13 protein-coding genes are annotated in these 12517 nt (G+C 51.7%); 9 read left to right on the forward strand and 4 right to left on the reverse strand.

The annotated features are described in order from the left end of the window. Window positions 1-76: 76 nt before the first annotated feature. Entirely contained in the window at window positions 77-481 is a 405-nt protein-coding gene (locus RUDLU_RS0123215; RefSeq protein ID WP_019990838.1) for a helix-turn-helix domain-containing protein, read from the reverse strand. A gap of 183 nt (window positions 482-664) precedes the next feature. Here RUDLU_RS0123215 and RUDLU_RS0123220 point away from each other — a divergent pair, with 183 nt between their 5' ends. Continuing rightward, window positions 665-1339 carry a ClpP family protease gene (locus RUDLU_RS0123220; RefSeq protein ID WP_019990839.1) on the forward strand — a complete coding sequence of 225 codons (675 nt, stop codon included), beginning with the start codon at window positions 665-667 and terminating at the stop codon, window positions 1337-1339. A gap of 130 nt (window positions 1340-1469) precedes the next feature. On the opposite strand, the gene RUDLU_RS0123225 is transcribed toward RUDLU_RS0123220, so the two are convergent. Beyond that, a complete protein-coding gene (locus tag RUDLU_RS0123225; RefSeq protein ID WP_019990840.1) occupies window positions 1470-2225 on the reverse strand; it encodes a bacteriorhodopsin-like in 756 nt (251 codons plus the stop codon). Between the two features lie 187 nt (window positions 2226-2412). After that, window positions 2413-3378 carry a Brp/Blh family beta-carotene 15,15'-dioxygenase gene (locus RUDLU_RS0123235; protein ID WP_019990842.1) on the reverse strand — a complete coding sequence of 322 codons (966 nt, stop codon included), beginning with the start codon at window positions 3376-3378 and terminating at the stop codon, window positions 2413-2415. 203 nt (window positions 3379-3581) lie between these two features. On the opposite strand from RUDLU_RS0123235, the gene RUDLU_RS28025 reads away from it, so the two are divergent. From RUDLU_RS28025 to RUDLU_RS0123275, 8 genes are all read left to right on the forward strand, one after another. Beyond that, a complete protein-coding gene (locus RUDLU_RS28025) occupies window positions 3582-4391 on the forward strand; it encodes a lysoplasmalogenase (protein ID WP_052316758.1) in 810 nt (269 codons plus the stop codon). A gap of 170 nt (window positions 4392-4561) precedes the next feature. Beyond that, window positions 4562-5812: an ATP-dependent Clp protease ATP-binding subunit ClpX gene (gene clpX / locus RUDLU_RS0123245; protein WP_027303325.1), complete on the forward strand. Its 1251-nt coding sequence runs from the start codon at window positions 4562-4564 to the stop codon at window positions 5810-5812. A 116-nt stretch (window positions 5813-5928) separates the two neighbouring features. Continuing rightward, on the forward strand, window positions 5929-6546 hold the full coding sequence (locus tag RUDLU_RS0123250; protein ID WP_019990845.1) for a hypothetical protein: 618 nt from the start codon (window positions 5929-5931) through the stop codon (window positions 6544-6546). Between the two features lie 309 nt (window positions 6547-6855). Further along, window positions 6856-7587, forward strand: a complete 732-nt coding sequence (locus tag RUDLU_RS0123255; RefSeq protein WP_019990846.1) for an alpha/beta fold hydrolase — start codon at window positions 6856-6858, stop codon at window positions 7585-7587. Between the two features lie 173 nt (window positions 7588-7760). Beyond that, window positions 7761-8894, forward strand: coding sequence for an aspartate aminotransferase family protein (locus RUDLU_RS0123260; RefSeq protein WP_019990847.1), 1134 nt, complete (start codon window positions 7761-7763; stop codon window positions 8892-8894). Between the two features lie 101 nt (window positions 8895-8995). Beyond that, a complete protein-coding gene (locus tag RUDLU_RS0123265; protein ID WP_027303326.1) occupies window positions 8996-9982 on the forward strand; it encodes a Rossmann-fold NAD(P)-binding domain-containing protein in 987 nt (328 codons plus the stop codon). Window positions 9983-10188: 206 nt separating this feature from the next. Continuing rightward, entirely contained in the window at window positions 10189-10989 is an 801-nt protein-coding gene (argB, locus tag RUDLU_RS0123270) for an acetylglutamate kinase (RefSeq protein WP_019990849.1), read from the forward strand. Window positions 10990-11060: 71 nt separating this feature from the next. Further along, window positions 11061-11906, forward strand: coding sequence for a hydroxymethylglutaryl-CoA lyase (locus RUDLU_RS0123275; protein ID WP_019990850.1), 846 nt, complete (start codon window positions 11061-11063; stop codon window positions 11904-11906). A gap of 64 nt (window positions 11907-11970) precedes the next feature. On the opposite strand, the gene RUDLU_RS0123280 is transcribed toward RUDLU_RS0123275, so the two are convergent. After that, window positions 11971-12495 carry a DUF7935 family protein gene (locus RUDLU_RS0123280; RefSeq protein ID WP_019990851.1) on the reverse strand — a complete coding sequence of 175 codons (525 nt, stop codon included), beginning with the start codon at window positions 12493-12495 and terminating at the stop codon, window positions 11971-11973. Window positions 12496-12517: the final 22 nt, after the last annotated feature.

Here is a 12517-nt window from a genome sequence, read left to right on the forward strand (position 1 = left end):
AACCTCCTGTAAAAAGAAAAGGCGAACTCATAATGGGTTCGCCTTTTCTTTTTATGGATTGCAGAGGGTTATCTGGTCAGAAGCCGATCCGCTCCCGCACGGGTTCCTGCCCCAGAGCGCGGGCTAATTCAAAGGCGATTCGGTCTTCGTACCGACGCTTCCAGTAATCGGTTTCGAGCCGGAGTTTTTCGAGTTCCAGCTGCTGCTTCTCCACGGTGAGCCGTAGGGTTTCCAGTTCGTGACTCGGGTCGGATAGGGGCACGGCCTCGGCGGGAGTAAGCGGCTCTTCGTCGGTCAGGAGGGCAGCGGGCGATAGGTCGAAAACGGCGGCAATCTGACTCAGCCGCGACAGGGTCAGATCGGTTTTGCCGCGTTCGATGTCGCCATAAGCCGTTGTCGACAAATGGAGCAGATCGGCCATGTTTTCCTGCGATAGCCCCCGTTGCAGGCGCCGGAGCCGGATTCGTTCGCTGAGGGTCATGGGAGAAGGGGTTGAGGTGGTAAAGAAATCAAGTTGTGCTGATAATTTCTACAGTCAGACCGACAATACTTTTCGTTTGCATAACGCATTTTTGTGACGAAAGATTTAGGCCGATGACCGGGATGTTGTTTCTGGAAACTTCTGCGAATCGGGATTAGTTAGTTAAACAAAGGAAACCTTACCATGAATTTCGGACAAGAATTTAGAAAATTTGCCGTACACGGCATGGGCCTTAATGGCCTGACGGTGGACGGTTACATGAACCACACGGTTGAGAACATGACCCGCTCTGTTATTGAAGAGCGCCCCATGAACTTCCGCGAAGTCGATGTGTTTTCGCGCCTGATGGCCGACCGCATCATCTTCATGGGTATGGGAGTAGATGATAACATTGCCAACATCATTGTAGCTCAGTTGCTCTTTCTGGAGTCGGCTGACCCGAAGAAAGACATCCTGATGTACATCAACAGCCCCGGCGGTTCGGTGTATGCCGGTTTGGGTATTTATGATACCATGCAGTATGTGCGCCCCGATGTCGCCACGGTTTGTACAAGCCTTGCTGCTTCAATGGGAGCCGTGTTGTTGGCGGGTGGTGCCGCCGGTAAGCGGTCGGCCTTACCCCATGCCCGTGTTATGATTCACCAGCCCTCGGGCGGTGCGCAGGGCCAATCGGTCGATATTGAAATTACGGCCCGTGAGATCGTGAAGTTACGGGAAGAACTGTACACGATTCTGGCCGATCACTGCGGCAAAACCGTTGAGCAGATTGAGCGCGACTCAGACCGTGACAAGTGGTTCCGTGCCGACGAAGCGAAAGAATACGGACTAATCGACGAAGTACTGCGTCGGGAGCGATAAGCACGCTGTCAACGAGTAATTAAAAAAGGCAACCTCAAGCGGGGTTGCCTTTTTTAATTATCCTACTCTACTCCATACTATGTTTTGTTCGCATAGATCTTAACCTTCATTTGGGGTGTTCGGTAGAAGTTCAGACAGTGGCCGATACGAGTTTTGATACTTTAGACTCGTTTTTGGTTGAAGCTACTGCCGCTCCGTACACGACTAAACCGAATCCGATTTTGTTAATGGCATCGCCAATGTTGTAAACGAGGTCGAGGTTAAGGCCCATGCCGCCGAGCAAGCCACCGGGCATAGCCATGTACCCAATCGGGTAAATCCCCCAGCCGATCAGCACAAAGTTGCGGAGCAGTTTCACGGCTTTGGCAACCTCCGGATTGGGTGAAGCATCGGCCGTCTTTTTTACGTCGCCCAGGGTGGCTTCATAAATAATGCCGAGGTAGCCTAACGTCGATACGGCACCCCAGATAATGGTGTTGCTTGGGTCAATGGCTTCACCGATGTAACCAGTCACCAGCATAAATACCGAATAGCCAATCAGCTTCCAGAGGGTTGACGTTTTGCCGCCGTAGGGCTTGATCAGCAGGTAAAACTCGACGCACATCAGTGGTACAGTGAGGGTCCAGTCGATGTACCGAAATTCGGTGGGCGACGTTTTGGTCTCAAGCCATACCCCACGCATGTAGAAGTAATGTACGGCCGCAATCATGGTGATGAGACCCGAAATTAACAGTGATGTACGCCACTTACCGTCGACCTCACCACGTTCCATGAAGAAGAAGACCGATGCGGCAAACATGGACATGTAACCGGTAAAGAAAGTGAAACCGATCACATCACCTGGCTGAAGTACCTCCAGCAAAATTGAGTTAAGTTGACTAAGCATTGTAGTTGAAGTGAAAAAGTGAACAAACTGAAAAAGTGCAATTAATTATTGAAACATCAACAGAGTGTTCATTTTTATTGTTTAAGATTTTTGTAAAAAAACTAAACAATATTTTTATCCAACGGTACGTGAAATCTGTTTACTTAGTCAATTTTATTTATTTTATTTGAAACTAATACATTGATAATCAGTTATTTAAATTGTTGTCAATTCCGTACATAACCTCAATATGAGGTAAAGTGATTAATGACAAAAAGATAAACAAAAGTGGTAAAGGGTCGAAATCAGGATAAATGGTTTGCCAACTAACTGTAAAAAGAAGGAGAAAGAAGATTGAAAGCAGCGTAAGAGGCAGCGATTTTACCCAGATATGTTTCAGGGCGCCATACGGTTTTTGGTTATTTACAGGCAGGAAATTCTGAAGGGTAGCAAATGAGGAGAGGGCGTGCCAACCACCGAAGTACAACATAAATGAAGGCAGCAAAGGTAAAAAGTAAGCCAGTAAAAGAATGGTGAGCAAACGCATGATTCGAGCACCATTGAGTGAAATTGGGTGATGGCTATAAGCCAGCATGGTCAACACTAAAATTAGCGTAGCCCAACCGCGTAAAACAGCCCCGGCCCGATCGGCAGCAAACTGCCAAACCTGCATAACCTGAGCGTCGGCCTGCACGATGCGGCTCAAAATCGGGCTTGTTTCGTCGGCATGGGTTAAAAGAATGAACCCCAGAACAAAGCCGCCAGCCGCAAGCCGGGCGATAAGCCAGTACGGTGTTTGAGGGGCGTTGTTTAGGTCAGTTTCGCCGAAGTGCCAGGCTGAGATCAAAAGAAAAACCAGTAGGCAAGGCACAGGCGCAAATAGCCATGCAAGTGCATAGAGGCCCATCGTGAGCAAATATTTAGCGATAAACCGCCTGAACGAAAACGGTTTGTGGAGCCGGATGGATCGTTCGTGTTCGACCAAATGATCGAGAGCCCCGTGTGGGATACCCGCAACGGCGAGCATAAAGGCGCAAAAACCTACTTGAAGCGTTTGGGGGAGAGAGCCTATCACGAATTGGTACGTGACTAAAACGAGACCAACGAGAATGGTCAGAAGGGTAGGGGTTTGGTACAGGCGACGCCAAACCCGGGCGGTCAGTAAGCGGATCATCGGTGAAGTGTACGGTTGGTACTTAGTACTAATCTGTTCAAACTCAATATCGAACCGGATGTTTAAGCGTTTTTGCCTCGGTACTGGACCTTCGGACTTCAGACACTGGACGTTAGACTTACTACCTTTATATAGGAAGGTCTAACGTCTAATGTCCAACATCTAATGTCCAGTACTGAGCGTTTTTGCACGATGGTAGACAGATGGAATTTCGCGAACTGGATCAGGAAAAACGAGATGTTGTTTATGTGGATGGATGGGCCCAAATTGCAGGCTTACACAACTGCTCTTCATTGGCCGGTATGATTTCTCGTCCGCTTTTTATCTGGTTGTTGCTCGTAACGGCTCTCGAAATCACGGGCGACCTACTGCGCATACCCGTGTTACATTACGTATGCAAGCCGCTCATTATGCTCTCGCTCATGACCTGGGTGGTGTTTAAACGGGCACACTGGCAGGAGAGCGGACCCGTGCGGTGGCTGTTTGTCGGAATGGTATTTGCCCTGCTCGGCGATGTGTTTCTGATGATTCGGGAAATCGACTTGTTTGTGGTGGGGCTGGGGTCGTTTTTGTTTATGCAACTGGCCTATATAGCCTCTTTTTGGGGGCAACTTAGCGATGCCGGAGTGCGCTTGTCGGCTCGCCAGTTTGCGCTTCGGGCCATTCCGTTTGGATTGTATTCGGCCGGATTTCTGCTGTATCTGTACAAGCCGCTGCGTGCAACCGGATTACTTGGCCCGGTAGTGGGTTATGTAGTCTGTATTGCGCTGATGGGCATCATGGCGGCCATGCGCCGGGAGGCTGTGACCGAGGCTAATTACAGACAGGTAGTGGCGGGGGCCGTATTGTTTATGCTCTCCGACTCGGCTATCGCGTTAAATAAGTTTGCATTCCCGTTGCCTGTTGCCAGCCTGATCGTTATGAGTACGTATGCTGCTGCGCAATACCTGATTGTGACGGGTGTGGTGCAGGCAACCGCCGATGTGGAGGGGGCAGAAGAGGCCGTTCTGTAGCTGCCCTTTGGATAAACAGGTACTTGGGTTTTCGGCACGATGCCTTTATTTTTGTTAGCCTATTATGACTTGATTCGCATCAGGTCTTTTTTTGTGCGGTTTCGGTTAACAAACAATATCAACGCTCCGTTACCGTATCACATTTTTCTACCCGAAATAGACACGTATTCATGCCAAATATTAACTGTTCGTTCTGCGGCCGACGCAAAAATGAGGTCATGCTGCTACTTTCTGGCCTGGATGCCCACATCTGCAATTATTGCATTGAAGAGGGGCATCAGGTGGTGTTGCAGGAAATGAAGCCGCAACGGACCGAGGCTAAAGAGGTTGATATCAAGTTGATCAAGCCGGTCGACATGAAAAAGCACCTCGATCAGTACGTGATTGGGCAGGACGAGGCCAAGAAAGCGTTGACGGTGGCTGTGTACAACCACTACAAACGGTTGATGCAGCCGAAGTCGGCCGATGAGGTAACGATCGAAAAATCGAACATTCTGATGGTGGGCGAAACCGGTACCGGTAAAACCTACCTCGCCCGCACGATTGCCAAGATTCTGGAAGTGCCCTTCTGCATTGCCGATGCCACCGTGATTACCGAAGCCGGATACGTAGGCGAGGATGTGGAAACGATACTGACCCGCCTGCTTCAGGCAGCCGACTATGATGTCGATGCGGCCGAACGGGGTATCGTGTACATTGACGAGATCGACAAAATTGCGCGCAAAGCGGATAACCCCTCAATTACCCGCGATGTCAGTGGCGAAGGGGTACAACAGGCATTGCTTAAATTGCTCGAAGGATCGGTGGTGAACGTGCCCCCGCAGGGTGGCCGTAAGCATCCCGATCAGCGGATGATTGCCCTCAACACCGAAAACATTCTGTTTATATGTGGAGGAGCTTTCGACGGCATTGAGCGGCATATTGCCAAGCGCGTCAACTCACGGCCCATTGGGTTCTCGGGCGAGCGTCGGCTCCACGAGAGCTCCGAAAAGTCATACCTGATGCGGTACGTATCGGCGCTGGATCTCAAATCGTTCGGCCTCATCCCCGAATTGCTCGGCCGGTTGCCTATTCTGACTCACCTTGAACCCCTCGATCGTAAGGCTCTGCTTCAGATCCTGACCGAACCCAAAAACGCCATCTCGAAACAGTACAATAAACTGTTTGCAATGGAAGGTATTGAGCTGAAATGGACCGACGAAGTGCTCGACTTTATCGTTGATCAGGCGCTCACCTATAACCTGGGGGCGCGGGGCCTGCGTTCGATCTGCGAATCCATCATTCTGGATGCCATGTACGAGTTGCCGTCGCAACCCGGCATCAAGGAGTTTACGGTATCGCTCGACTACGCGCGCCAGAAATTTGGCGATTCGAAGTTTCAGGGCATGTTGCGGTGGTCCGATACGTCGGCTGCGGCCTAATCTGGACCGTTTCCTCGCTTTTTCGGAACTGCGTCATTTGTTAGCAACAAAGTCATCAGGGCGTTGTTAGACCGGTGAAATCTGAGTAGTTCACCATTAAACAAAAACGTTATCTGATGAAAACTTTTGCCCAACGAATCACCCTTTTCGTGGCCGGAACGGCCCTGTTCACTGCCTGCAGCCGTCCGTATGCAACCATTCAGCGCACCCCTGCCGAAAAGTTTGCTACGGTTACCAAAACGGAGGCTGTACAAACCATTGCGCCTGCTCAGAATGAAGCACCGGTAGCCGTGCAGGCTCCGGTAGCAACGCCTGACGTGGAAACCCCCGCTGCACCAGTGGCTCCACAAGCTCAATTGGCTACGGTTCGGGCGCAGCTGAACGAAGCCGTTGCCAGTAACAAAGAGGTAATGGCCGACAAGCGGGTGCAGAAGAAAATGGCTAAGATCAACGCCATGCTCGACGCCACCACTCAGCAGGCAACCATGGCACCTGTATCAAACACGGCTGCCAAGAAAATGAACCTGATGGAGCGGACCATGGTGAAGAAGATCGACAAAAAGATCAAGAAGCAGATGGCTCCTGACCAGCCAATGGCGAAGAGCCTGCTCACATTGGGGGCTATCATTGCCATTGCCGGTTTGATCCTGATGTTGCTTGGCGTAGCCAGCCCGCTGGGTGTTATTGCCCTGATTGTAGGTCTGGTACTGATTTTGGTTGATCTGTTGCGATAACCGAAGGCTCAGACACGCGACCGTGTCGGTCTGAAGACCTGAATCCACCAGAGAGCCGCCGGGTGATCGCATGAAGATTGGCTTCGTGCGGCCACCCGGCGCTTTGTTTTTGTATGTTTTATGTATTGAATCGGAATGAAATGTATAATGTAGAATGAATAGTGAAAACGATGATGACCAGCGCATTGAGCTTTTTCCATTGTACATTATTTATTGTGCATTAACTTATAATGGAGTGAATGATTGTGTGAAACGCTCTGGCCCTATTCACTCAATCGCTCATTCACTCAATCACTCAATCAAAACCGTATGGATCAGAAAAAAACAGTGGTGCTGGTGCATGGGCACGGGGTCGATGCGTCGATCTGGGACTCCTTGTACACCGAACTCGCTCAGGATTATCAGCTGATCAAACCCGATTTCTCAGCCCTTGCCAACCATACTACCATTGAAGCCTATGCTGAATATCTGTACAGCATGCTGCAGGCAGCTCAGGTCGACAAGGCAGTGCTGATAGGGCACTCGATGGGTGGATACATTGCTCTGGCTTTTGCCGAGTATCACCCCGAGCTGGTGAGTGGGCTGGTTTTGTTTCACTCGACGGTCTTCGCCGACGATGACGAACGGAAAGCGAAACGGCAGGCCGCTATTGAACAAATTCAGCAGCAGGGTAGCCGGGCTTTTGTCGAAGAGACGGTACCCAAAATGGTGGCATCGTCGCATCGTGAAGCGCTGGGCGAACAGGTTGCCAAGCGTATCGAAATCGGCTCACAGCTGCCTCCTGATGCGCTGGCTGCGGGTGTACGTGCCATTGCCGCCCGACCCGACCGTTCGGCGGTGCTGCAACATGCGTCGTTTCCAATACTCGTGATTGCCGGCAAAGAAGATAACCTCGTTCCGTTTGAGAAAAGCACCCAAATGGCCGATCTGCTCAATGACAAAGGGGCGTTTGTGGGGCTGGACAATGCCGGGCATCTGGGTATGATAGAGCAACCCGAGGAGTCGCTTCGAATTCTGCGCGAATTTCTGGTGCGTGTATAGGGGAAGGGCGGCCGGGCGGCTGGCCTTGTCAAGTTTACAAAAAGGAGGCCCGAGTGCTTCCTTTTTGCTTTTTTTAGCCCTTATTCCCCTAAAAATCCGTAATCTTGTTCTTCTTTTTTTGCGAAACATGAAATGTGCGCAGTCGTACTGACGGCTGACGCCCTCTACTGCCGATGGCTGAGTTATTTAATGTGTACCCGCTGAACGATGTGGAACCCGTTCGGGCGTTGGGCAGCTACCTTTGGGATACCAGGGGAGATCGTTATCTGGACTTGTACGGTGGCCACGCCGTAATTTCGGTAGGGCACACGCATCCGCGTTATGTACAGGCCCTGACGGAGCAGCTAAACCGAATTTCGTTTTACTCGAACTCGGTCAGGATTCCGTTGCAACAGGAGTTGGCCGATAAGTTAGGTGAGATGTCGGAACACCCGGATTATGCCCTGTTTCTATGCAATTCGGGGGCCGAGGCCAACGAAAATGCCCTCAAACTGGCGTCGTTTCATACCGGCCGCAAAAAAGTGATTGCGTTTAGTAAGGCGTTTCATGGTCGCACGGCTGGTGCTGTGGCGGCTACCGACAATAAGGCTATTGTGGCTCCGGTCAATTACAGTGAGCACGTTACCTTTTTGCCGTTCAATGATGCCGAAGCTGCCCAGCAAGGAATTACCGACGAAGCCTGCGCGGTGATCGTTGAAGGAATTCAGGGAGTAGGGGGCATTCAGGTGGCTTCGGATGCGTTTTTGCAAACTTTGCGGAAGCGTTGCGACGAAACAGGTGCCGTGCTTATTCTGGACGGTGTGCAGTGTGGCTACGGTCGCTCCGGCAAGTTTTTCTCGCATCAGTTCAGCGGTATTCAGGCTGATATTATCTCCATGGCGAAAGGCATGGGCAACGGTTTCCCGATTGGAGGTATTCTTATTTCACCCAAGTTCAAGGCGAGTTACGGCTTGCTAGGCACCACGTTTGGCGGTAATCACCTGGCCTGCACGGCAGCCATCGCGGTTCTTGACATCATGCGCGACGAAAACCTGATCGACAATGCCACCCGAATGGGCGAGTACCTCATGAATGGTATCCGGCAGATTGGCGGCTACAAAGAGTTGCGTGGCCGCGGGCTCATGATCGGAATCGAGTACGATTTTCCGGTGGAGTCGCTACGGAATACACTGCTGTACGATCACCATATTTTTACGGGGGTAGCAGGCAAAAACACGGTTCGTCTGTTGCCGTCACTGGCCGTTGGACAGGCCGAAGCCGATCAGTTTCTGGAGGCTCTGAGCGTTTGCCTGGCCGTTCAATCGTAACGATATTCCTGACAAAAACACTTTTACCAACACAGGAGAACACGGGCTACCAATTGAGCTTGTCGTTGACGGGTGTTCGTCTCCTGGGTTTACGATTCATTATGCAGCATTTCATTTCCCCCACCGACGTCACTGATATTCACGCCCTCGTTAAGCAGGGGCTGTATGTGAAAGCCAATCCGTTTGAAGATGCGCACCTCGGCAAAAACAAAACCATTGGCCTCATCTTCTTCAATTCGAGTCTGCGTACCCGGCTGAGTACCCAAAAAGCGGCTCAGAATCTGGGTATGAACGTGATGGTTATGAACGTCGGGCAGGATAGCTGGGGGCTTGAAATGGAAGAAATGATTGAAGGCCACCCCGTTATCATGAACGGCGACAAAGCCGAACACGTGAAGGAAGCGGCAGCCGTGATTGGGCGCTACTGCGACGTGATCGGAATTCGGGCCTTTGCCGAGCTGAAAGACCGCGATAAAGACTACCGCGAGCTGGTGATGAGTCAGTTTCGGAAGTATGCAGGTAAACCCATTGTGAACCTCGAGTCGGCTACCCGGCACCCGCTGCAATCGCTGGCCGACTGTATCACCATTGCCGAGGCAAAAGCGGCCTATGCCATGCCGGCCCGCCCTAAGGTGGTACTGACGTGGCTCCCGCATTTTAAAGCATTGCCGCAGGCGGTTGCCAATTCATTTTGTGAATGGATGAATCCGCTGGCCAATGCTGGAGAAATTGAGTTTGTTGTGACGCACCCCCCCGGATACGAACTGGCCCCCGAGTACCTCGGCAACGCACGCGTTGAGTACGATCAGGAGAAAGCCTTCGAAGGAGCCGATTTTATCTACGGTAAAAACTGGTCGTCGTACACGCATTACGGACAGGTGCTTACGCAAAACCCGGCCTGGATGGTAACTATGGATAAGATGCAGCTGACCAATAACGGTAAGTTTATGCACTGTTTGCCCGTGCGTCGGAACGTGAAAGTGTCCGACGATGTGCTCGACAGCCCGCAGTCGCTGGTGATTGAGCAGGCAGCCAACCGCGAATGGTCGGCGCAGGCGGTACTGAAAGAAATTCTGCTTACGCTGTAATTCTACGTCCACGCGCTTCGCACAGCCAGGTGTATAGCCGAAATTGACTGTATAATGTACAGTGAATAATGTAGAATGAATGGTCTGATAATCAGTAAGGTAAATCTCTGTTCATTATGCATTGTTCCGTATTTATTCACGTATCTTGCTGTTTTGTAGGCGTGTATGGCAAACGAAAACCATAAACCCAAAACCTTAACTTCTTCATGAGTACCCAACTGACTATAATCAAGATTGGTGGTAATGTGGTCGACAATCCGGATGCACTCAAACGGTTTCTGACCGCGTTTGCGGGGCTGCCCGGCGATAAAATCCTGATTCATGGCGGAGGGAAAGTGGCTACCCAGGTGGCCGAGAAATTAGGGGTGCAGACAACCATGGTCGATGGACGGCGGATTACCGATCGCCCTATGCTCGACGTGGTGACGATGGTTTATGGTGGCCTCGTAAACAAACAACTAGTGGCCCAATTACAGGCACTGGGAGTCAATGCCATTGGGCTTACCGGTGCCGATGCTGGTACGGTACTGGCCCGTAAGCGGCCCGTCAAAGAGATCGATTATGGGTTTGTAGGCGATGTGATTGAGGTCGATTCGGGGCAGATTCTGTACTTCCTGAGGCAAGGCCTCACGCCTGTGTACGCACCCCTGACCTACGATGAGGCAGGTAACATACTGAATACCAACGCCGACACAATGGCGTCGGCTATTGCCGTTGATATGGCTGGGCGGGCTTCGGTTACGTTAGTGTACTGCTTTGAAAAGAAAGGCGTACTGGCCAACCCCGACGATGATAATAGCGTTATGGGCAAGCTTACCCCCGACCTGTACGCCGAACACAAGGCGGCTGGCACCATCAACAAAGGCATGATTCCGAAGCTCGACAATGCCTTTAATGCGCTCGACAAGGGCGTATCGCGGGTGGTGATTTGCCACGCCGATGAAGTGGCTGCTGCCGTAACCGGAGAGGGAGCTGGCACCACCCTGCGTTTGCCAACGCCTGCCTGAACTGGTTAACTTTTTGTGTCGATTGGCCGTTTTAGGTGCAGAAACCTTACATCTGTTTCTGTTGCTTGCCTATGCACCTTGTTGAGTGCCCCCGCGATGCCATGCAGGGCCTGCCGCATCTTGTACCCACCGACCTGAAAATCTGCTATCTGAATGCCCTGCTTCGGGTCGGCTTTCACACGCTTGATTTTGGTAGCTTCGTGTCGCCTAAAGCCATTCCGCAAATGGCTGATACCGCCGACGTACTGGCCGGGCTCGACCTTACCACAACGCGCACCCATCTGCTGGCCATTGTCGCCAACCTGCGCGGAGCGGCCGAGGCACTCACCCACGATCAGATCGGGTACATCGGGTTTCCGTTGTCGGTATCCGAAACATTTCAGCAACGCAATACGAACAGGAGTATCGACCAGGCTCTTGCCGATTTGGCCGAGATGCAACGGATGGCCCAGCAGGCCCGCAAACAGCTGGTGGTTTACCTATCTATGGGTTTTGGAAACCCGTATGGTGACCCCTATAGCCCTGAACGGGTTGGTTTGTTCACACAAAAGCTTGTTGATCTGGGTGTGCGAATCATTGCCCCGTCGGATACCGTGGGTACATCGACACCGGCGGCAATTGAGTCGTTATTCCGGCATTTGCTGACTCGATTTCCCGGTGTAGAATTTGGCGCTCACCTGCATACCCGACCGGGTGAAACCCGCCCGAAGGTAGCTGCTTGCCTACGGGCAGGGGTGACCCGAATAGACGGGGCTTTGCGCGGGTTTGGCGGGTGCCCCATGGCGGCCGACGACCTTACGGGGAATCTGCCAACCGAAGAAATTATCCCGTTGGTAGGGGTTGAGGGGCTCAATATGGCCGCGCTTGATGAAGCCCTCCGGCTTTCAAAAGACGTATTTGGGCCAGTTGCGCATTGACTCACGCCGTAGCAGGTTGTAATGGGTATTCTTCCCGTAGCCTGCTTCGGCGGAGGGGAGGAGTCTACATAAACAACTGCTGAATTTCTTCTTTTACTGCCCGAATTGCGGCAGCGGTGGGTTGCGTGTCGCGCTGAACAATCCGCTCAAAAATTCGCTTCGATAGGTCGATAGCGGGGGCTTCGGGCGACGTATCACCGGAGGCCTGATTGATAAGCATCGTGACCTCGTTCATCGCATTCTGAATTTGATCCCAGACGACCTCACTCATGTACACCTGTTGCGAGAGGTTATGGTTGTACTCGTCCCGGATTTCGGCCAGCAGGCGCTGCTGGAAATCGAGTACGGTGGTCGCGCTGCCGTTGAGCCGTACCAGCAAGTGATTGGGGCTGATTCGCTCCAGAAACAAAATCATTCGCTCATAGGCCTGCAACCGGATCGGAATTACAGCTTCGGTATAGCGGGTTTTCACGTCGTTCTGATGCCGGGCTGCTTCACGTTCCAGTAACAGTTTAACGGTCAGAAACATACCGTATAAAACCAGAGCGGCCGGTATGGTTAACTTGAGTAAGTCAGCAATTAACTCCATTTGTTCAGTCTGCTTGTTTGGG

This window comes from Rudanella lutea DSM 19387, assembly GCF_000383955.1.
Lineage (GTDB): Bacteria > Bacteroidota > Bacteroidia > Cytophagales > Spirosomataceae > Rudanella > Rudanella lutea.